Origin of the sequence: Stenotrophomonas sp. LMG 10879 (genome assembly GCF_002750935.1) — a bacterium.
Lineage (GTDB): Bacteria > Pseudomonadota > Gammaproteobacteria > Xanthomonadales > Xanthomonadaceae > Stenotrophomonas > Stenotrophomonas lactitubi_B.
This window is the reverse complement of the sequence record NZ_PEJT01000017.1, coordinates 49,160-70,443: the sequence shown is the minus strand read 5'-3', so window position 1 is coordinate 70,443 and position 21,284 is coordinate 49,160. Positions and strand designations below refer to the sequence as shown.

General features: G+C 66.3%; 19 protein-coding genes and 1 pseudogene. 6 read left to right on the top strand and 14 right to left on the bottom strand.

The window, feature by feature from the left end; all coding sequences use genetic code 11:
* The first annotated feature begins 139 nt into the window (after positions 1-139).
* Positions 140-661, top strand: coding sequence for a GNAT family protein (locus CR919_RS20130; protein WP_243380368.1), 522 nt, complete (start codon positions 140-142; stop codon positions 659-661).
* Here CR919_RS20130 and CR919_RS20125 read toward each other — a convergent pair.
* Both CR919_RS20125 and CR919_RS20120 read right to left on the bottom strand, forming a co-directional pair.
* A complete protein-coding gene (locus tag CR919_RS20125) occupies positions 658-1,422 on the bottom strand; it encodes a CDP-diacylglycerol diphosphatase (protein ID WP_165787297.1) in 765 nt (254 codons plus the stop codon). The genes CR919_RS20130 and CR919_RS20125 overlap by 4 nt on opposite strands.
* Before the next feature lie 78 nt (positions 1,423-1,500).
* Positions 1,501-2,163: a decarboxylase gene (locus tag CR919_RS20120; protein WP_099821530.1), complete on the bottom strand. Its 663-nt coding sequence runs from the start codon at positions 2,161-2,163 to the stop codon at positions 1,501-1,503.
* Between the two features lie 168 nt (positions 2,164-2,331).
* Between CR919_RS20120 and CR919_RS20115 the strand changes: the two genes are divergently transcribed.
* Positions 2,332-2,625 carry a hypothetical protein gene (locus CR919_RS20115; RefSeq protein ID WP_025878511.1) on the top strand — a complete coding sequence of 98 codons (294 nt, stop codon included), beginning with the start codon at positions 2,332-2,334 and terminating at the stop codon, positions 2,623-2,625.
* A gap of 49 nt (positions 2,626-2,674) precedes the next feature.
* Here CR919_RS20115 and CR919_RS20110 read toward each other — a convergent pair whose 3' ends face one another.
* The 8 genes and pseudogenes from CR919_RS20110 to CR919_RS20080 form a co-directional block, all read right to left on the bottom strand.
* Positions 2,675-3,541 (bottom strand): hypothetical protein, encoded by an 867-nt coding sequence (locus CR919_RS20110; protein WP_099821529.1) that lies wholly within the window; start codon positions 3,539-3,541, stop codon positions 2,675-2,677.
* A gap of 130 nt (positions 3,542-3,671) precedes the next feature.
* Positions 3,672-4,277, bottom strand: coding sequence for an SMI1/KNR4 family protein (locus CR919_RS20105; RefSeq protein WP_099821528.1), 606 nt, complete (start codon positions 4,275-4,277; stop codon positions 3,672-3,674).
* A 92-nt stretch (positions 4,278-4,369) separates the two neighbouring features.
* Positions 4,370-6,076, bottom strand: a complete 1,707-nt coding sequence (gene dld, locus CR919_RS20100) for a D-lactate dehydrogenase (RefSeq protein ID WP_099821527.1) — start codon at positions 6,074-6,076, stop codon at positions 4,370-4,372.
* Positions 6,073-7,212 (bottom strand): FMN-dependent L-lactate dehydrogenase LldD, encoded by a 1,140-nt coding sequence (gene lldD / locus CR919_RS20095; RefSeq protein ID WP_099821526.1) that lies wholly within the window; start codon positions 7,210-7,212, stop codon positions 6,073-6,075. The genes dld and lldD overlap by 4 nt, the downstream gene beginning before the upstream one ends.
* Positions 7,213-7,216: 4 nt before the next feature.
* Positions 7,217-7,981, bottom strand: coding sequence for a transcriptional regulator LldR (gene lldR, locus CR919_RS20090; protein ID WP_099821525.1), 765 nt, complete (start codon positions 7,979-7,981; stop codon positions 7,217-7,219).
* Positions 7,982-8,033: 52 nt separating this feature from the next.
* Positions 8,034-9,692 carry an L-lactate permease gene (gene lldP, locus CR919_RS20085; protein WP_165787296.1) on the bottom strand — a complete coding sequence of 553 codons (1,659 nt, stop codon included), beginning with the start codon at positions 9,690-9,692 and terminating at the stop codon, positions 8,034-8,036.
* Positions 9,693-9,830: 138 nt separating this feature from the next.
* Positions 9,831-10,265, bottom strand: a pseudogene (locus CR919_RS21260) (MgtC/SapB family protein); the annotation flags it as partial.
* A gap of 147 nt (positions 10,266-10,412) precedes the next feature.
* A complete protein-coding gene (locus CR919_RS20080) occupies positions 10,413-11,171 on the bottom strand; it encodes an SDR family NAD(P)-dependent oxidoreductase (RefSeq protein WP_099821523.1) in 759 nt (252 codons plus the stop codon).
* Between the two features lie 128 nt (positions 11,172-11,299).
* Between CR919_RS20080 and CR919_RS20075 the strand changes: the two genes are divergently transcribed.
* The 3 genes from CR919_RS20075 (at position 11,300) to CR919_RS20065 (ending at position 13,290) form a co-directional block, all read left to right on the top strand.
* Positions 11,300-11,632, top strand: coding sequence for a hypothetical protein (locus tag CR919_RS20075; protein ID WP_099821522.1), 333 nt, complete (start codon positions 11,300-11,302; stop codon positions 11,630-11,632).
* 91 nt (positions 11,633-11,723) lie between these two features.
* On the top strand, positions 11,724-12,677 hold the full coding sequence (locus CR919_RS20070) for an AraC family transcriptional regulator (RefSeq protein WP_099821521.1): 954 nt from the start codon (positions 11,724-11,726) through the stop codon (positions 12,675-12,677).
* A 148-nt stretch (positions 12,678-12,825) separates the two neighbouring features.
* A complete protein-coding gene (locus CR919_RS20065) occupies positions 12,826-13,290 on the top strand; it encodes an SMI1/KNR4 family protein (RefSeq protein ID WP_133119649.1) in 465 nt (154 codons plus the stop codon).
* Between the two features lie 118 nt (positions 13,291-13,408).
* On the opposite strand, the gene CR919_RS20060 is transcribed toward CR919_RS20065, so the two are convergent.
* The 3 genes from CR919_RS20060 to CR919_RS20050 form a co-directional block, all read right to left on the bottom strand.
* On the bottom strand, positions 13,409-15,319 hold the full coding sequence (locus CR919_RS20060; protein WP_025878501.1) for a CocE/NonD family hydrolase: 1,911 nt from the start codon (positions 15,317-15,319) through the stop codon (positions 13,409-13,411).
* Positions 15,320-15,521: 202 nt separating this feature from the next.
* Positions 15,522-15,908: a DUF4440 domain-containing protein gene (locus tag CR919_RS20055; protein ID WP_099821519.1), complete on the bottom strand. Its 387-nt coding sequence runs from the start codon at positions 15,906-15,908 to the stop codon at positions 15,522-15,524.
* Entirely contained in the window at positions 15,908-17,266 is a 1,359-nt protein-coding gene (locus CR919_RS20050; protein ID WP_099821518.1) for an MFS transporter, read from the bottom strand. The genes CR919_RS20055 and CR919_RS20050 overlap by 1 nt, the downstream gene beginning before the upstream one ends.
* A gap of 105 nt (positions 17,267-17,371) precedes the next feature.
* On the opposite strand from CR919_RS20050, the gene CR919_RS20045 reads away from it, so the two are divergent.
* The gene (locus CR919_RS20045; protein ID WP_099821517.1) at positions 17,372-18,277 is read left to right on the top strand and encodes a LysR family transcriptional regulator; all 906 of its coding nucleotides are present in this window, start codon (positions 17,372-17,374) and stop codon (positions 18,275-18,277) included.
* 102 nt (positions 18,278-18,379) lie between these two features.
* Here the strand turns inward: CR919_RS20045 and CR919_RS20040 are convergent, their stop codons facing one another.
* Positions 18,380-21,175, bottom strand: a complete 2,796-nt coding sequence (locus CR919_RS20040; RefSeq protein ID WP_099821516.1) for a glycoside hydrolase family 3 C-terminal domain-containing protein — start codon at positions 21,173-21,175, stop codon at positions 18,380-18,382.
* Positions 21,176-21,284: the final 109 nt, after the last annotated feature.

Sequence of the window (21,284 nt, the reverse complement as noted above, 5' to 3'; positions counted from 1 at the left end):
GTTTGCAACTTCTTTCATTGTCCCCGTTCACCCAAGTGCGGCATCGTCCCACGCCATGAACCGGTATTTCCCTGCTTCCCTGCCACCGCTGCGGCCCGTACTGCGCCGTCATCTCCTGCTGCTTCAGCACGGGCCCGTCGTGCTGCGACCTCTGCAGCGCTCGGACCTCGTCGCTTGGCGCCGCCACTATCGGCAGGTCGAGCGCGCGTGCAACCTGCCCGCCCACTTCGATGCCGAGGCCCGCTTCCTCTGCGCTGTGCAGCGATCGCAGCTGCAACACGACAACGACCATCTCCAGCTCGGCGCCTTCGACGTCGAAGGCGAGCTGCTGGACCAGCTCAGCCTGCGCCTGCAGTGCGCACATGCCCGCAGTGTCGAGCTGTACTGGCTGCATGCCGGAGGCTGCCCGCAGCAACGCCAGCTGCACCCATCGTTGCACGCGCTGTGCACGTTCCTGTTCGAACAGGTGGGAATCCGTCGCTTGTTCGTCCTGCTGCCACCCGATACGGGCAGCGAAGTGGTCGCCACCCTGCAGGCCGTCGGCTTCGAGCACGAAGGCCTGCTGCGCGACCATCATCTGGATGACGAGGGCTGGCAGGACCGCCGGCTGTACGCGCTGACCGCCCCTGCCTGGTTGCAGCGGCGGTCAGCGGAAAGCTAGCGCACCCGCTCCAGCGCAGCATCCGCGCCGGTCAACACGCTGCAGGCATGGTCCTGCAGCTCCTCGGCACTGGCGTCGTTGCCACTGTCAGGGTCCAGCTGCGTGGCCAGCAGGATGAATCCGGGCGCGCCGTGCGCGTCCTCGTGTCCCGCCACCAGCAGGCTCCATTGGCCAACCTTGTCCACACCGCTCAGCCCGTAGGCCAGCAGGTTGAGCGGATTGGCGGTCAACGCTTCGCCGGGCAGCAGCCGCGCCTGGTACTGATGGCCGCGCAGCAGCACCGGCAGGGGTGCCCACTGCGTACCGAGGGTCGCACGGTGGTCTTCCAGCGCACGCAGCACATCGGCGCGCAGGCAGTCGACGTGGATGTGCAGCTGGTGCTGCGAACGGCCATGCGGCGAATTCAATGCCAGGCTGGCAACGCTGCGCGGCAACGGCTGGCCCAGCGCCTGCTCGGTGCGCCCGCGCGCCTGCCAGGCGGCAGCGAAATAATTGGGTGCACCACGCCGGTACAGCGCGGGGCTTTCGATGCCACTGACCTTGTCCAGCGGCATCAGCAGGAACTGATAGTGGCCGTGCGCGTCCTTGACCAGCACATCGCGGTGGTCGGCTGCCGGGCGCACCTGCAGGCAGTCCCCCCGAGGCGACTGCGAACCCTGGCAGTCACGCTCGATCAGGCGCCACAGCGCATCCGAATGGGCCGGCGGCGGCGCGGGGGGCACGCTGGCACAACCGGCCAGCAAGATCAGGGGCAGCAGCAGGAATCGCACGGCGACAACTCACGGGATCAAGCGCGACATTCAGCGCCGCGCGCCATTCTAGCCAGTGGGATGTGGCAATCAGTAGGTGCCGAACGGCACTTCAACCACGACCGGGGCGCCCGCAGGCAGCAGCTGCAGGGTGTAGCGGTCCAGTGCGCCATCATCATCGGCCAGCGGCTGGCGGTGGAACTGCAGGCGGTAATGGCCCTCGCCCAGGCGCACCTCGCTGCCATCGGCGGCCAGCACGGCAGCGTCGGGCAGCAGCAGCCCGCCCAGATCGCTGTAGGCACCGGCAACATCGGTGAATGCATAGTCGGCCAGTTCATCCACCCGCTGCATCGCATAGACATGCGGCAGGTACGGGCGCGCCGGGCTGCGGCCATTGCTCAGATCGGTCACCCCGGCCTGCGGCAGGTGGTACTGCTCGCGCAGCGCGGCAACACCCAGCGACTCGCTGGCCACCTGCCGGCAGCACACCGTGCGCTTGCCTTCGCGGTCGAGGATGGCGAAGCGATCACCACGGGTGGCAGCCTGCGGCAGCAGCGCGAACGCCAGGTTGCGCTGCGCCGGCTGGTAACCGGCTTCGGTCTGCAGGTTGCGCCAGCCACCGAACACCGGCGCTTCGGCGGCGGGCGCTGCGACCGGTTCGGCGGCCACGGCGGCCACTGCCATGCAAAGCAACGACAGCACAGCCACCGCCTTCACTGCGTTCTGCCTGCCACACAAACTGCCTGCCGTCATACTGGACCCGACACCTGCACCGGACTGGCCCGGCCTGCCCGCCGGCACGCTGCCGGCAACGCCGGCCACTATGCAGTGCAGCGGCCGCGCGGGCAATGACCCGAACGCTGCCGGGTTTCGCGCGGTCAGTGCTATCGTGCCGCCAATCCCTTGCGCAGGAGCGCCCGCATGACCATTCGCCTGACTCTGTTGCTGCCCGCCTCGGCCCTGTTGCTGTCGGCCTGTGTCAGCACTCCCGGCCCGGAGGTCAAGGGCAGTGGCCGCTGCGATGCCAGCCAGCTGGGCTGGGCCATCGGCCAGCCGGCCAACGAGCCGAACATCCGCCGCCTGTCCAGCGAAAGCGGCGCCGGCATGGTCAATCCCATCGGCCCGGCCACCATCACCACCAAGGACATCCGCCAGGACCGCCTGCGCGTGTTCGTGGACAAGGACAACATCATCACCGCCACCCGCTGCGAGTAAGCGCGCCAGCGTCGTCGCACAGAGCCGGGCCCCTGCCCGGCTCCATCGCTCAGGGCTCGGTGTAGCCCGAGCACTCCGGCAGCGGCTGATCCGGCTGGTAAGCCCCTGAGGTGAAGCGGAAGGTACGCGTGTAGCTGCATTCCGCGTCCTGTTCGGTGCGCAGATCCTTCTTCCTCAACCGTCCCTTGGCCAGCGAGTCCCGCTGCGGTGATACCCCGGCCGGGTAGTTGCTGGCCTCGGTCCGGTAGCGCAGCACGGGCATGTCCTGCCCCTCGGTTGCCAACGCAAGTTCAGCGTCGAAACTGTATTCGTCGTGGCAGGCACCGGCGCGCTGATCGAAATCGCGCTCACTGAAACAGGCCCGGATCATCTTGTTGGCCGACAACGCAACGGACAGCACGTCGGCGTCCACCTGGATGCCTTCATCGAGATGGCGGATGCGCGCCAGCTGCAGGGTCGATGCGCTGGCACCGCCGCCGGAATACATCGCGCGGGCCTCCACCAGCCCGCCGACGAGCACGTTCTGCAGTGCCGCCTGTTGCGGATCGGCCACGGCCTGGCCTGCACCCGCCCCGGGGGCCAGGCGCACGATGAAGGGCCAGACCCGCAGGTCGCCGTCGTCAACCACCTCGATGGGCACGTGGTGCATCTGCGGTTCGGCTGCATCCCCCACGCGCTCGGCAACTTCCAGCACTGCCGGCTGGTCTTCGCCCGTTGCGGGCAGCGCGCGCACGCACCACTGGCCGTCGGCGGTGCAGTAGCGCTCGGGGTCGTCCGCGCCCTGCTCGCCCTGCAGCAGCAGCGCTTCCAGCCGGTTGCCTGCGGCATCCTGTTGAACGGGTGCGACAGCCTGCGCAAGCAGTGGAGCGGACAGCATCAGTGTGCTCAGCACGGTGCGAATAATTGTTCTCTGCATCGCAATTCCTGCGCATCGGTGCGTGCCTACGGAACACGGATGGTAACGCAGAGAAGAACGGTCTCCCCGCATCAGTTTCCGATCACGTCGCAGGCAATGCAGTGAGCCACCAAGAGAACGGCATCCGGGGCTATCCGCTGATGCTACGCAGAATCGCAGGGGGAGCAAAACCATCATCGGCGTCTGATAGCAGGTCGCCGTCATTCCAACGCGACTGTTGGATCCACTCCAAGGCCTTCGCCACAAAATCATCAAAAGTACGTGCGAGAAGATACTTCGTATCTTCGTCAGCCCCAAACGCAATCATCTGACCTTCAGACCCACCCGCATCGGGATCGAAGTCCAAGCCCATGTGATTTCCACCGCCGTCATGCGTGAGCGGTATCCAGCGCGCATTCGTGTACATGGGCTTCACCACCCCAGGAGGGCTAGCCTCCATGAACTCAGCGCAGTCTTCGTTCATCCCGTCAGCCTCGATCTCCCGCCATCCTTGCCACTGCCGCAGGATCTCCGCTATCGAGAGCATCTGATTTCCGAAAAGAAGCCCGAACCCGTCCTGTCCGTCGTGAATCATCAGCATCTGCTTCAGCAGATCTGGCAGAACAACTCCCAACTGGGCCTCCAGTTCAATCAATTCACTTTCGCAAGCTCCTGGCCGTAGCTGCATCTCATCCAGACAGTGCTTCTCGAAAAGCGAGGCTCTGATGGAAACCCATATTTCATTTGCGCTCTGCATCGATCGTGCATCCGTCTATTGCAAGGGCTCAGGCTAGTGCCAAGACAATGAGTCTGGAATACAACGAATCCGAATTTTCGAGGCGTTTGCCATCAGTGTCCGTTACAGTCGCAGCCACCCCAACCCTTCGCCTTCGACGTGTGGCCGATGCCGGGGTTGAAGGTATTGCTCGGGTCCAGCGTGCGGTAGAAGCCGGCCAGCGCCGGCTTGGCCGGATACAGATGACCGACATTGTGCTCGGCGGGGTACTCCGCACCGCGCTGGTCCAGCAATGCCCACATCGCGTGCTCGATGGCCATCGGGTCTTCACCCTTGCGAGCGATGTAATCCTGATGGAACACGTGGCACAGGAAGTGGCCGTAGTACAGCTTGTGCAACAGGCGGCCGTCGATGTCTGCCGGCAGCTGCTCGAACCAGTCGGCATCATCGCGGCGCAGCGCGATGTCCAGCGCGACGATGTCCTGCACCTGTTCGCGGTGCACTTCGCGGTAGCGCACCGCTGCACCGGCCACGGCGAAGCGATGCAGGAACGCCTTGCGTCCTTCGTCGGCCGTGCAGTGGAAGTAACCGCCTTCATGGCCGTTGAAGAAGCTGCGCAGCCACGCCTCGGTGGCGGCCGTATCCTGTGCGGACACCTTCAGCAGCAGGTGATGCTCGTAACGCTGGCGGAATTCGCCCATGCGCTTGGGCAGGTGCGAAGGCAGCAGACCGGTCAGCGCCTGCATCACCCGGTCGGTGACACCGCGCAGGCCGAGCCGTTCGAACCAGCCATCGACCCGGCTCTTCAGCGCGAACGCGGCCGGCACGCGCGCGGTACCGAGCTTGTCGATCAGCAGGAAACTGTCCTTGCCATAACGCTCGCCGATGTCATAGGCATCGCGGTGGATGTATTCACCGGCGATCGGCAGGCGCTCGAAGCCGGTCAGCAGCTGGCGGCGGATCGCGGTCAGGCTGTCGGTGCGGTTGCTGCCGATATAGAAGACCTCTGCGGCCTCCTTCTCGAAGGTATCCAGGCGCACGGCGAACACGGCCAGCTTGCCGGCAGATCCGGCTGCCTCGAAATGACGGCTGGGATCGGCATTGAAGCGTGCAGGGGTATCGGCATCGACCTTGCGCACTTCCTCGGCGTAACGCGGATCGGAGGCGGCACGGCCATCCCCATTGCTGACGTCTGCAGCGCGGTAGTCACCGTCCTGCAGGCGTTGCAGGATCTGCTCGGGCGTATCGCCCAGCGCGATGCCCAGATGGTTGACCAGCTGCAGTTCGCCCTGTGCATCAACCTGTGCATACAGCGCCAGCTCGGTGTAGGCAGGGCCACGGCGCACCAGTGCGCCACCGGAGTTGTTGCAGATGCCGCCCAGCACCGAGGCGCCGATGCAGGACGAGCCGATCACCGAGTGCGGCTCACGGCCGAGCGGTGCCAGCGTCTGCTCCAGGCGGTCCAGCGTGGCGCCGGGCAGGCACAGCACCTGGCGGCCTTCGTTCAACAGCTGGATGCCGGTCAGGCGCAGGGTACTGACCAGCACGATCGGCCGGCCGTAGTCATCGCCATCCGGGGTGGAACCGCCGGTCAGGCCGGTATTGGCCGCCTGCAGGATGATCGCCGCGCCGCCCTGCACCGCCGCCTGCAGCACCTGCCACAGCTGCAGCAGCGTACCCGGGCGCACCACCGCCAGCACCGGGCCGTCACCGAAACGATAGCCGCGACGGAAGCGGCGGGTGGCCTTGTCGCCGGTCAGTACGTGGCGGTCCCCCACCGCCGCGCGCAACCGCGCCAGCACCGTGTTGCGATCACTCATGGCAGGCGCACCAGCGAATCACGGCCGATGTCAGCAATGCGGTGCGCGCCGGTCAGGGTCATCGCCACGCGCATTTCCTTGGCGATCAGGTCCAGCAGGTTAGCCACGCCGGCCTCGCCCTGCGCGGCAAGCGCATAGACGAACGCGCGACCCAGCAGCACGGTATCGGCGCCCAGCGCCAGCATGCGCACCACGTCCAGGCCGGTGCGGATGCCGGAATCGGCAAGGATCTTCAGATCGCCCTGCACCGCATCGGCAATGGCTGGCAAGGCGCGTGCGGTGGACAGCACACCATCCAGCTGGCGACCGCCATGGTTGGAGACCACGATGCCATCGGCGCCGAAGGCGACCGCATCACGCGCATCGTCGGCATCGAGGATGCCCTTGATCACCATCGGACCCTTCCAGAATTCGCGGATCCACTCCAGGTCCTTCCACGAAATGGACGGATCGAAGTTGCTGCCCAGCCAGCCGATGTAGTCCTCCAGCCCGGTCGGGTTGCCGCGATAGGTGGAGATGTTGCCGAGGTCATGCGGGCGTCCGCGCAGGCCCACGTCCCACGCCCAGCGCGGATGGGTGATGGCCTGGCCGATGCGACGCATTGCAGCATTCGGACCACTCATGCCCGAGTGCGCGTCACGATAACGCGCGCCCGGCACCGGCATGTCGACCGTGAACACCAGGGTGGTCACACCCGCCGCCTGCGCGCGCTCCAGCGCATTGCGCATGAAGCCGCGATCGCGCAGCACGTACAGCTGGAACCACATCGGGCGCCGGATTGCTGGCGCGACTTCTTCGATCGGGCACACAGACACCGTGGACAGCGTGAACGGGATACCGCGACTGTCGGCCGCGCGCGCCGCCTGCACTTCACCGCGACGGGCATACATGCCGGTCAGGCCGACCGGGGCCAGCGCCACCGGCATCGCCAGCTTCTCGCCGAACAGCTCGGTTTCCAGGCTCAGGTCGGACATGTTGCGCAGGATGCGCTGGCGCAGCGCAATGTCGGACAGGTCGGACACGTTGCGCTTCAGCGTGTGCTCGGCATACGCGCCACCATCGATGTAGTGGAACAGGAACGGCGGCAGCCGACGTTCGGCTGCGGCACGGTAATCGGTGGAGGCGGAAATGATCATGGGGTCAACCGTGTGGGGAAGGCAGGCGCGAGGCCCGCGCACGCCGGGCTTCGTTGTCATCGAGGGTGCGCAGCGTGGTGTGCACGAACTCGAGGTGGGCATGTGCGGCGGCGCGCGCACGTTCGGGGTCGCCGGCCAGCACCGCATCCATCATCTCGCGGTGCTGGTCGGACAACGGCGAGAAGGTCCTGGCCGAGGTGTACAGCTTTTCGCGGCTCTGCGAGATGTTGGTCTGCAGCAGCTCGAACAGCCCGCGCATCACCTGCAGCAGCACCAGGTTGTGCGAGGCCTCGGCGATGGACAGGTGGAAGGCCGCATCGGCCTCGGCTTCGCCGGTCGGATCATCCTTGCCATGCGCGTCCATCATGGTCTGGAACGCCTGCGCGATGCGGGCGCGGTCCTCGTCGGTGGCGCGCAGCGCCGCGTGCCAGGCCGTGGCGCCTTCCAGTGCGTGGCGGATTTCCAGCACGTCGAAGCGGTATTCCGGGTCGCCCTGGAACAGCGGCAGGTACGGCACCAGGGGCTCATCCAGCGCCTGTCTTGCCCGTGCGGCGGGCTCGCTCACATAGGTGCCACCCCCCACCCGCGCGGTCAGCAGGCCGTGGCTGGCCAACTGTGCGATGGCCTCGCGCAGCGCAGTGCGCGAGACCCCCAGCTGAACCGCCAGCGTGCGTTCGGCCGGCAGCCTGTCGCCCGGCTGCAACTGCTGTTCCTGGACCAGCGCACGCAGCTGCGCGGCCACCTTGTCCGAAATCCGTTGTGTGCTCATGGCGCCATTGTGGCCCGAAGCACGCCGCTGTTGGCCGGCCTGCGCTGCATGCTCAGGGAATCATCCAGGTCAGCCAGTAGGCCTGGGCCAAGGTGATCAGGCCGACCATCGTGGTGAAGATCAGGCTGTGCTTGACGGTGAAGCGGAACAGGTCCGACTCCTTGCCGGCCAGGCCCACCGCTGCACAGGCAATGGCAATGGACTGCGGCGAGATCATCTTGCCGGTGACGCCGCCGGTGGTGTTGGCCGCTACCAGCAGCACGTCGGACACGCCGATCTGCTGCGCGGTGGTGGCCTGCAGCGCCGAGAACAGCGCATTGGACGAGGTATCCGAACCGGTCAGGAACACGCCCAGCCAGCCCAGGAATGGCGAGAAGAACGGGAACGCCTTGCCGGTGTGCGCCAGTGCCAGCGCCAACGTGGCCGACAGGCCCGAATAGTTGGCGATGAAGGCGAACGCCAGCACCATGCCGATCGAGAAGACCGGCATACGCAGTTCGCGCACGGTTTCACCGAAGGTCTGCAGCGCCGAGCGCGCCGGCATGCGCAGGGCGATGATCGCAATCACCGCAGCGAGGATGATCGAGGTACCGGTGGCCGAGAACCAGTCGAACTTGTACACCGCCTCATAGCTCAGCGGCGCTTCGACGATCGGCGGCATCTTCTGCACCAGCTGGTCCAGGCCCGGCACCGGGATCTTCAGCACCCAGCCTTCCAACGGCCCACCGGCTGCGAACAGCGACTTGAACGGCTTGATGCTCCACACGGTGACCATCGCGGTGAGGATCAGGAACGGCGACCACGCCTTGGCGATCTGGCCGACGCTATGGCGCGGCGCTTCCAGTGCTTGTGCGGCCGCCTCGGCGCTGGTTTCGGTATCGAAGCGGAAGATCCGCACCGGCTTCCAGCGGCGCAGGAACAGGGTCAGGCAGACCAGCGACGCCAGCGACGCGGTGATGTCCGGCAGTTCCGGGCCGATGAAGTTGGAGGTCAGGTACTGGGCGATGGCGAACGAGCCGCCGGCCACCAGCACCGCCGGCCAGGTTTCCTTGATGCCACGCCAGCCATCCATGATCGCCATGATCCAGAACAGCACGATGATGGTCAGGAACGGCAGCTGGCGGCCCGCCATCTGGCCGATCTCGAAGGCATCCAGGCCAGTCACCTGCCCTGCCACGATGATCGGAATGCCCATCGCACCGAACGCTACCGGCGCGGTGTTGACGATCAGGCACAGGCCGGCGGCATACAGCGGCTTGAAGCCCAGCCCGACCAGCAGCGCGGCGGTGATCGCCACCGGCGCACCGAACCCGGCTGCACCTTCCAGGAAGGCACCGAAGGCGAAGCCGACCATCAGCATCTGCAACCGCTGGTCCTCGGTGACCGACAGGATCGAGGCGCGGATGATGTCGAACTGGCCGGTCTTGACCGAGACCTTGTACAGGAACACCGCGCCGATGATGATCCAGGCAATCGGCCACAGGCCATAGACGAAGCCGAAGCCCGCCGCGCCCAGCGCCTGCGCCACCGGCATGCGATAGAACAGCAGTGCCACGGCAAGCGCGATGGCCACGGTGATGGTGCCGGCGATCCAGCCCTTCATGCGCAGCACGGCCAGGGCAACGAAGAAGAAGGCGATCGGCAGCAGCGCGATCAGGCTCGACAACCACAGGTTGCCAGCGGGGTCGTACACGTGTTGCCAGGGCTGCATGAGGGCTCTCGACAGGAACAGGAGGTTCCCCACCGGGTGGGGCGTCGTGCCCGTCATCATTGGTCGTACCGATTTGACCAGTGGACGGACCACAGGCGCGAATTGAACCGCCAAACCTGCGAAGAGCCTATTAGACCATACCCGCCGGATCAGCGCGAGCACCAGTACGCACAGCACGCTGACCCCGAGTGCGATCACGTACTTGCCGATGCCCACGGCAATGCCGATGGCCGCCGCCATGATCAAGGAGCTGGCCGTGGTGAGGCCGCTGACCTGGTCCTCGCGATTGCCACGCAGGATGGTGCCAGCGGCGACGAAACCGACGCAGGCCACCACCGCTTCGATCAAGCGCACCGGGTCGACCTGCAGCAGATCGCGGTAGCGCTCCTGCTGGAAGTGTTCGGCCACCGAGTCACCGAGCCCGACGATCAGCGCAGCAGCACCGGCGATCAGCATGTGCGTGCGCAGGCCGGCAGCGTGCTTGCCCATCTCGCGCTCTACGCCCAGCACGCCGCCAAAGACCATGGCAGCGGCCACGCGCAGCAGAATGGACATGTCCTGGGTGAGTTCCATAAAGAGGCTCCGGAAGTTTCCCGGAGCGTTGCGCGGCGGCCGTGGGACGGCGGTGAAGGCGATGGCACGCCCTCTTCACCGCGCGGATTCATCCATGCATGGCGTCGACCGGTTGATCACCGCCATGCGTACCCCGGTTGCACCCGGTTACTGCGCCAGATAGCCACCATCGATGGCGTAGTACGCACCCGTCGCGAACGAGGCATCGTCGCTGGCCAGCCAGGCCACCAGCGCGGCCACTTCCTGCGGTGTTCCCAAGCGCTTGAGCGCATGCCGCCCTTCCAGCGTTGCACGCACCTTGGCGTCCATCTTTTCAAGCAACGGCGTGTTGATGAAGCCCGGGCCCACCGCATTGATGCGGATGCCATCGGCGGCATGCTCCCATGCAGCCGTCTGGGTCAGGCCGACCACACCATGTTTGGCGGCCGCGTAGGCGGTCGAGCCGGCATAGCCCACCTGGCCCAGAATGGAGGCCATGTTGATGATGCTGCCACCACTGCCCGCCGCACGCATCGCCTGGATCTGCGCCCGCTGGCACAGGAACACGCTGGTCAGGTTCACATCCACCACGCGTTTCCATCCATCGATCGGGTAGTCGCCACTGCTGGCCGCGGGCCCGCCGATGCCCGCATTGTTCACTGCGATGTGCACGCCGCCCAGTTCCTTCACCGTGCGCTGCACCGCCGCTTCCACCGCAGCCTCGTCGGTCACATCCAGTGCGATGCCGATGGCCTCAGCACCCTGGCTGCGCAGCGCGGCCACTGTTGCATCCACCGCTTCCTGCTTCAGGTCCCATACCGAAATACGCGCACCCGATGCGGCGAGCGTCTCCGCTACCGCCAGGCCGATACCGGAAACACCGCCGGTCACGATCGCGGTTTTTCCGTTGAGCTGGTAATCAATCATCTGTGGTCTCCATGTGTGGGGGAATCGATGCGGACAGAAACGTCCGACCCCACAGACACTACGCCCTTCTTCGTGACGAAAGCGCTGCATGGGGGATACTTGCGCGCATCCCCGGCAAAGAAACTTCCATGCGTACAGCCTGCGTTCCGCTTACTGCCGATGCCGAACGGCGGCTGGACACCGATTCCTGCCTGCCTGGCGACCTGTACGAGGTGATGCTCAGCGATTCCACGGTCGATCTTCTGTTCGACAGCGGCTTCCTCACCACCCTCAATACCCGGTTCGGTCTGCTCTTTGACCGCTACGAAGACCAAGCGATCACCCACCCCGAGCAGTTGCAATACGCACGCGCACTGCTGCGCGACCTTCAACTTGGCCGTAAATGCCAATCGATTGACCCGTTGGATATCGCATTCGGGCTGGCATTGGAGAAAATGACGGGAATCTATTTCTACCTCTGAAAGCGCAGGACCGATCCGCGCTGCAGGTGCACGATGGAACGTGCGGGCACACCGTCGCCGGCACCCGTCTTTTATTGTTGAGCGCCGAGCGATGTCCCGATATTTCACGTTTGCCGATTTCCGCCGCTTTGGCCAGCGCCATGGCTATGACTACCGCGCCGATCCCCGCCACCTGCGCGAAGAACAGTGGGCCGGCCACGGTGACCTGCACGAGCAGACCCTGCGCGGCGGCATGAGCCTGATCGCGTCCGACGTGCACAATCGCTTCGCTTACACCGCCACCGCGCATGAGCGGCCGGGTCTGGTCATCCGGCTGATGCTGCAGGGCCAGGTCGATGTGCAGGTCCCTCAGCGCAGTGGCTTTACCCTGCGCGCCGGCACGGCGGTCAGCACCAGCCACCGCGACCATATGGCGACGGTGGGCATGCATCCCGGCAACACGCGCCTGCGCGGCGTCAGCCTGCTGGTGCCAGCCGACATGGACCCGGATGTGTTCCAGCAACCACCGTTGCAACAGGCACTGCGTGCGCCGCTGGAATGCCGCCACTGGGCCATCCCGCACGCGATGCTGCCGACCCTCGCGCAGTTGTTCGACAGCCCTTGGCAGGACGATCTGGATGCACTCTGGCGCGAAGGTGTGGCGCTGCAGCTGCTGACCGTGGGCCTGCAGGCCGACGATCTGCAGGTTGAAGGCGCACGCATGCTGCGCAGCGGACAGCGCAGCCGGCTGGAACGCGTGCGGGCTTTCCTGCACGACGAGCCCGGTCACGCGCACAGCCTGGTCGAGCTGGCCCAGCTGGCCTGCATGAGCCCCAGCGCGCTGCGCCGTCACTTCGTCCAGGTGTATGGCTGCTCGGTATTCGACTATCTGCACGAACAGCGCATGCGTCACGCCGAGCAGGGCCTTCGTGAATCCGGCTGGAGCGTGGAGCGGGCGGCGGCGGAAACCGGCTATCGTCATCCCAGCAACTTCGCCGCCGCATTCCGCAAGCGCTTCGGGCTGGTGCCCAGCCGCTGGCGCACCGGCCCTTCGAAGGTCGGCTGAAGCCCATCTGCTCTGGTACGTGTCGACCTCGGTCGACACTCGCTGAAAACGATCGCATTTCCGGTACATCTCTGCGCATGTCGTGCATGCCTCTTGCCGCCAAAGATGGACCGCGCAACCGTAGCAAGGATGACTACAGGGAATCCACGTGGGCAACCGGAATCGACCACACACGCCAGACTTCATCCGAAGCATTCAAAGCCCATGGCTGCCTGAGGCCGGCGCGCCTACGGACGGCCTGCGCAGCCTGCGGGCACATTGGGCCGAGGCAGCGATTCCCGCGGACTTCATGCAGCTCCTGCACTGGTCAAACGGCGGGCGCTGCCTGTTCCCTCATGTTTATGTCGACCTATGGTCCATCGCCAGCATCATCGAGCTCAACGACAGCTACCAGGTCCGTCGTTACCTTGGCGACTCCCTGATGGGCATTGGAACGGACGGTGGATCGGCACTCATCGCGCTCGATCTCAGCCCGTCCAATCGCGGACAGATAATCTCATTCGACCTGGGCAATCTGGATATCAGCCAAGGCAAATTCATCGCGAGATCCATTGCCGAACTTTTTCGTATGTTCGACAGCGGGCTGCTGACCAGCAACAGCCTTTACCCTTGAGCGTGAGAATGCCGGCCAGCGGCCGGCACTACCACGCGCCGCCGGGCATGGCGCGGCGCTACCGACACACGCGCCCCCCGGGTAACGCCAGGCATGGCCCGGCGTCATCCCCTCCGCCTCAATACACCGGCAGCTCGATGTAACTGGCCTGCGCGGCGCTGTGCCATACCCGCTGCGTGGCCTTCTGGTAATCACCCGGCTTGGCCAGGTAGATGTTCGGCACATAGGTCTGCGGATTGCGGTCGTACAGCGGGAACAGGCTGGACTGCACCTGCACCATCACCCGGTGGCCCTTCTGGAAGGTGTGGTTGGCATTGGGCAGGTCGAAGCGGTACGGCAGCACCTGGTTGGCCGCCAGCGCCTTGGGATCGCTGAAGCTCTCGCGGTAACGGCCACGGAAGATCGCCAGTGACACCGGCAGCTCATAGCCGCCCATCTCCGGCGTCGATGCTTCCTGGTCCGGATACACGTCGATCAGCTTCACCACCCAATCGCTGTCGGTGCCACTGGTGGATGCCTGCAGGTTCACCACCGGCGTGCCACCGATGCGCAGCGGTGCGGTCAACGGCTCGGTGATGAAGGTCAGCACGTCAGGCCGGCCATCGACGAAGCGCTGGTCCTTGACCAGCCAGGTGGTCCACATGTCGCGGTCGCCGAAGCGCACCGGGCGCGGCACGAACGGCACCGGCTTGGACGGGTCGGACACGTATTCCTCGAAGTCGCCCTCGCCCGCCGCCGGTGCCTGGAACGCCAGCTTGCCACCGGCACGCAGGTACAGCGGCTTGCTGTTTGCCGCGCACGCCTTCTCGCAGCTGCGCGGCCAGCCCTGCAGGCGGTCCCAGTGGTTTTCACCGGTGTTGTAGACCAGCACCGGTGGCGTATCGGCCTTGGGCGCGCCGTCCACCAAGTACTGGTCGAAGAACGGCTTGAGCACGTCGCGGCGGAACTGCAGCGCGGTATCGCCGTCGAACTTCAGCGCCCCCAGCTGGCTGCCGTCATAGTTCACCTGGCTGTGCCGCCACGGCCCCATCACCAGGTAGTTGTGCGTATTGCCGGTATCGCGTCCTTCCATCGCCTGGTAGGCATGGTTGGCGCCCCACATGTCCTCCTGGTCCCACAGGCCCTGCAGCCACATGGTCGGCACCTTCAGCGGCGTCTTCGCCATCACCGCATCCAGCGCCTGGCCCTGCCAGAACGCATCGTATGCGGGGTGCTGTACCAGCTTCTTCCACCAGGTCAGCTGGTCCACGCCGGTAAAGCGGGCGTAGTCACCGGCCGAGCCGATGCGCAGGAAGGTGCTGTAATCGTCGTAGCCCAGCGACGGCAGTGGCGTGCCCTTGCCGCGCTTCTCGGTCTGCATGGCGAAGTAGTTGAAATTGACCTGGCGGAAGGCGCCGTAGTTGAGCCAGTCGTCACCCATCCAGCCATCGACCATCGGGCTCTGCGGCGCGGCCACCTTCAGTGCCGGGTGTGGATCGGTCAGTGCCATCACCACGGTGAAGCCTTCATACGATGAACCGAGCATGCCAACCTTGCCGTTGGTTTCCGGCACATGCTTGACCAGCCAATCGATGGTGTCCCACGCATCGGTGGAATGATCGACCTTGGTACCGTTCAGCGGCCCGCGCAGCGGCCGGGTCATCACGTAATCGCCTTCGGAGCCGTACTTGCCACGGATATCCTGGAACACGCGGATGTAGCCGCCATCGACGAACACTTCATCGCCCTGCGGCAGCAGATCGCGCATGCGCGGAGAATCACTGCGGCTGGCGCGGCCGGCGGCGTCGTACGGTGTGCGGGTCAGCAGGATCGGCGCATTGTGAGCGCCCTTGGGCACCACGATCACCGTATACAGCTTGGTGCCATCGCGCATCGGCACCATCACCACGCGCTTGTCGTAGTCGCGGCCCACATCGGGAGCGACGAAGGGTTTTCCGCTGATATCCGGGGTCATCGGCGGCGTGTCGGCGGCCAGCACGGCGCTGGACAGGCTCAGGGCTACGGCAACAGCAACGGCACGCACACGCATGGACATCACCTCCCGGCAGGAAAGGTTCCAGCCTACTCCCGTAGCCCCCGGCAAAGCGCGTGCCTGCTTTGCATTCTGCGGCGTTTACAGGCAGGACTGATGGCACATGTGCGGGCCGCTGCCGCTGCGTTCGCCGGGCATGGCCCAGCGCTACCCGTTCGCGGACAACCACGATAGCGCCGGGCCATGCCCGGCGGATCCATCACGTCACCGGCACTTCATGCAACGCCAGCCAGCGCCAGCGCCCGTCTTCCTGCCGCAGCACCGCCAGCGATTCCCGCCATGTGGGTTCGCCCGCGCCTACGGCATGTACCTCGCGATAGCGCAGCAGCGCCAGCGGCATCGGCGCTTCCATCGCCTGCACAGCCTCGATGGCGATCTGCAGCCCAGGTCGTGCACCGTGGCCACCCGCGAACAGCGCCTGCACTGCACTGCGGTCCAACCTGCGTCCGGCAATGCCGACCATGCTGAAGTCCGCGCAGAAATGCGCCATCAGATCGTCCAGTGCATCGGCCGCGATCTCCGCGCGGAACCAGGCCTGCAGCTTGTCGTGCAGAAGGTGGATTTCGTGTTCGGCGGTCATGTCCATCAAGCGGTCTCGGTCGTGGAAAGGGAATGCAGCTGCGCGCGGTGCAGCAGCGCCATCGGCAACAGGGTGAGTACGGCGGCCAGTCCCAGCGCCACGCCGGTGGCATGCGCCGGCCACCACTGCATGGCCAAGGCCAGCAGCAGCGCGATGGCGGCGGTACCCAGGCAGAAGCTGAGCTGGCGGTTGAGGTTCCACAGCGCACTGGCATCGCCCAGTGCCTCGGCGTCCACACCATGGAATGCCAGCGTCTGCGCGGTGCTGCTGCACAGGCTGCCACCCGCACCCATCAAGGCGAACAGCATGGCGGCCAGCACGAACGGTGGCTGTGATTGCAGCGCCATCAGCAGCAGACCGCTGGCCTGCAGGACCATGCCCAGCCGCAGTACCGTGCCCGGCCCGACGCACGCCAGCAATCGCCGGCTGCCGGTGATCGCCAGTGCCGAGGCCAGCGCCCACGGCAGCATCAGGGCGCCGATCTGCGCAGCGCTGTAACCGGCGTGGTTCAACTGCAGGGTGCTGGCCAGCTGGCTGCCGATGAACACACCCGGCACCGCCAGATAGACCAGCATCGCCATGCGCAGGCCTCGATGGGACAGCAGCGACCAGCGCAGCAGCGGCTGCGGCTGCCGGCGCGCATGGCGTAGATGAGCGACAGCCAGCACTGTCGCCAGCAGCAGCAACCCTGCACCGGCGAAGCGATGGCCGGGCTCACCCAGCCAGGTCAGCGCCAGCAGCAACGCGCCCAGCGCAGACATCGCGGTGGCCAGTGCATAGCCCTGCAGGCGTGGCGCACTGCGCCGGCCATCGGCTGGCATCCACGCCAGTACCAGGGCGATCGCCAGCACCGCCAGCGGCAGGCTGGCCCACAGCACGCCGCGCCAGGACAGCCACTGCACCAGCAGGCCGCCGAGTGCAGGCGCCAGTGCCGGCACCAGCAACGCCACCAGCAGGATGCGCCGGGTCAGCGCACCGCGTTGTTCAGGCGTGCACTGCCGGTACGCCGCCGCCTGCGCCACCGGAATCAGCAGGCCACCGGCCAGCCCCTGCAGCAATCGCCAGCCCAGCAGCCAGCCGATGGACGGCGCGGCGCCGGCCAGGCCCGCGGCCGCCGTGAACAGCAACAAGGCAAGCAACAACAGGCGACGCTCACCGCAGCGCGCGGCCAACCACGGCGCCAGCGGAATCACCACGCTCAGGCCCAGCATGTAGGCGGTGCCCACCCAGGCCAGGGTGCCGATGTCCGCATGCAGCTCGGCCGCCAGCGCCGGGTAGGCCACCGTGGCGATGAACATGTTGACCAGGTCCAGGGCGAACACCAGCAGGAAGATCGCCTCATGGCGCAGGCGGGGGGACGGCATTGGCGGCGCTCCAGCAGGGAAGCGACCAGCATGCCGTCCGGGCCTTGTTGGAAAAACACGACAACAGCTGCAACACTGTCAAACCTGCTTTGACAATCAATCGCCATGGTCAGCCTCGATCGCTTCGATATCTTCCGCGCCGTGGTCGAGGCGGGCAGCCTGACCGCCGCTGCCGAGCGCCTGGGCCTGAGCCGCGCCGTGGTCAGCTTCAACCTGAAGCGATTGGAGCAGGAACTCGGGGTAACCCTGCTGCTGCGCAGCACCCGCCACCTTGCGCTGACCGAGGCCGGCGAACAGTTCCTGCAGCACTGCGTGCAGGCACTGGATGCTGCGCAGGCCGCGATCGATGCCGCGCGTCGCGACCAGCATCAGCTGCAGGGCATGCTGCGCCTGACGACCACCCCGGAGTACGCGCAGCTGCGGCTGATTCCGGCGCTGGAAGCCTTCCGCACGCAGCATCCAGCGCTGGTGCTGCATCTATCGACCTCGCCGGCACCGGCCGACCTGATTCCCGAACGCTTCGACCTGGCGATCCGTCTCGGCCGCCTGCCGGACTCGGGACTGCATGCCAGCGAGCTGGAGCGGCATCCGTTGTGTGCAGTCGCCGCGCCCGCTTTGCTGGCTCGCCTGCCATCCGCCGATGCTGTCGATGACCCCGTACAGTTGGGCACCCTGCCCCGCCTCGGCTATCCGCGCCTGGCCGATGTGCCGGTGGTCGCAGCGGATGGCAGCGATGCCCTGTTCGCCACCAACCCGGGCAACGCGGTGGTACGCGTGGATGGGGCCAGCAGCCTGCGCGCGTTCGCCGTGGCCGGTGCAGGCGTCACCGTGCTGCCACGCTGGCTGATCGAGGACGACCTCGCCCACGACCGCCTGCGGCCGGTGTTGCGCCAGCACCGCTTCCCGCAGCAGAGCGTGTACGCGGTATACCCGCACAGCAACCAGCCCTCGCCGAAGGTGCGGCAGCTGATCGATTTCCTGCGCGTGTGGTTTGGTGACGACGCCGGCTGAATCCCTCGCCCGCCGGCCATGCCCGGCGAGCGCAGCGGCAACACCACAAACCAACACGGCCCCTTGCGGGGCCGTGTCTTCATGCATCAGGACCGCGCCGTATCAGCGCAGCACCTGCTCCACCAGCTGCACGTCCACGCTCTGCAGCGGCTCGGCAGCATTGCGCGACAGCTGCACCTGGTAGGTGCCGCCATCGATCTTCCACTGGCGGGCCTGTGCATCGTAATGGGCCAGGGTCTTCGGCTCGGCTTCGATGCGGATACGGCGCTGTTCGCCCGGCTGCAGCTCGACCTTGTCGTAGCCGATCAGGCGGATCGGCGTGGTGCTGCCGGCCGGCAGCTTCAGGTACAGCTGGGCGACATCTGCACCCGCGCGCTTGCCGGTGTTGCGGATGTCGACGCTGGCGACCAAGCGCGAACCTTCCACGCTCACCTTCAGGTTTTCATAGGCGAACGAGGTGTAGGACAGGCCGTGACCGAACGCGAAGGTCGGGGTCAGGCCCTTGGCCGCCATCCACTTGTAGCCGACGTTGGCGCCTTCGATATCGAAATCGAACACATCGCCGAACGGCTTGGCCGGCTTGAAGCCGAGGCCATCGATGTGCGGACGCGGAAGCTGCGATTCGTCCACCACCCAGGTCACCGGCAGGCGACCGGACGGATTGGCCTGGCCGGTCAGCAGGGCGGCAATGCCTTCACCGCCGCGGATGCCCGGGTACCAGGCCTGCAGCACCGCCGGCACCTGTGCCAGCCACGGCGTGCGCACCGGGCCATTGGTCTCCAGCACCAGCACGGTCTTCGGGTTGGCCTTGGCCACCGCTGAAATCAGCGCGTCCTGGTTGTCCGGCAACTGCATGTCCGGCAGGTCCACCGATTCGGCTGCCCACTGGGTAGCGAACACGATAGCCACATCCGCCTGTGCCGCGGCCTTGGCCGCAGCGACGGCATTGGTGCCGTCCACATAGGTGATGGTGGCATCCGGACGTGCGGCACGCAGCGATTCCAGCGGCGAGGACGGATGGAAGATCACCGGGCCGGGCCAGGTGGTCGGCAGCACGCCCGGCACCGCATTGGTGCCCTTGGCCGTGACGCCCACCATCGACGAACCACCGCCACCGATCACGCCCTTGTCGGCATGGCCACCGATGATGACGATGCGCTTGGCGCTGTCGGCCAGCGGCAGCAGGCTGCCTTCATTGCGCAGCAGCACGCTGCCTTCTTCCACCGTGCGCTGGGCCACGGCGAAACCGGCCTCTGCGTCGACCTTCTGGTGCTGCGGCGGATTGTCGAAGTTGCCGTGCAGGAACATCGTGCGCAGGATGCGCGCCACCATGTCGTTCAGGCGCGCCTGCGGCACCACGCCGCCGTGCACGGCCAGACGCAACGGCTCATCGAAGAACACCGCCGCATCGAACACTTCACCAGCCGACTGCTGGTCCAGGCCGGCCAGCGCCGCCTTCGAACCGCTGTGCACGCCGCCCCAGTCGGACATCACGAAACCGGGGAATTTCCACTCCTGCTTCAGCACCTGGTTCATCAGGTAGCCGTTCTCGCAGCCGTAGGTGCCATTGATCTTGTTGTAGGAACACATCGCCACGCCCGGACGACCGGCTTCCAGCGCGATTTCGAACGCCAGCAGGTCCGACTCGTGCATCGCCTGTTCGCCGATGCGCACGTCGTGGAAGTTGCGGCGGGTCTCCATGTCGTTCAGCGCGAAGTGCTTCATCGACGAAATGACGTGCTGGCTCTGCACGCCCTGGATCACCGCGCCGACCATCGAACCGGCCAGCAGCGGATCTTCACCGGCGTATTCGAAGTTGCGGCCGTTGCGCGGGTCACGCTGCAGGTTCACGCTGCCGGACAGCAGGATGTTGAAGCGCTGCTGCCAGGCTTCGCGACCCATCGTCGCGCCGCCGGCAAAGGCAACACCCCGGTTCCAGGTGGACGCCGTGGACGGGCCCGACGGCATCGCCGTGGCGAAATCACCCGGGCGGATGCCACCCGGATTGGTCACGCCCACGCCGGCGTCGGCCGACTGCTGCGACGGAATGCCCAAACGCGCCACGCCCGGTACGAAACCGGCCGAACCCACCGCACCTTCCGGCAGCTTGCCGCCATCCTTGCCCAGCCCGAAGTAGCTGTGCAGCATCTGGAACTTCTCGTCCTCGGTCATCGCCTTCAGCAGCAGCGCAGCGCGCGCATCAGCGGTGAGGGTGGTATCCATCCACGGCTGCTCGCCGCCCTTGTCGGCGGCATACGCCAAGGTCAGCAGGGTCGCGCGCAGCGTGCTGCCTTCCACCTTGAACGGCGCACTGCTGGCAGCCTGGAAACCATCGCTGAAATAGCTGGCATCGGCTTCCAGGGCCACGCGTGCCGGGTCGAAGCCGGCGGCCTTGGCCGATTCACCGGCTACCGCACCAAGCAGCACCGCCGGCGCGCCGAGCCGCGAACGCGACACCAACGCCGGCAATTGCGTGGCACCGGCGCCTGCGTCGGTGTAGACCGCCACCGCATGGCGGCCGTCATCCAGACGCAGATAGTTCAGGCCCGGCTGGTCCGGGCCGGATTCGGCGGCGATCGGCAGCCGGGTCAACACGGCCTGGCCGTGCTGGGTCTGGCCATCATCCTTGCCGGCGGCGATGAAGCGGTACTGGTAGCCCAGGCCATCGGCCAGCAACTGCAGCGGATCGACCTGGCCGATGCCGCGCTGCACCTGGCGAACGCTGACCGCGTCCACCTGCAGGGTCTTCAACTGTGCAGCCAGGGCCGGCATCGCGTCCGCTGTCGGCGCCTGCTCCAGGGTCAGCACGGTGAAGGCGGCGGAGTCGGCCCAGGCCGGGGTGGCCAGTGCGGCAGACAGGGCCAGGGACAGGGCGAGCGGCTTTGTAAACGTTTTCATCGGCGGGCGTAATTCCGTTGCCAAGGCAATCGGTCCAGGGAAAGTGCCGCCGAAGGGTGCAGCGTCATGCCGCGCATGCGTTGCCGGGCAACGCCTTGCAGGCCAGAGG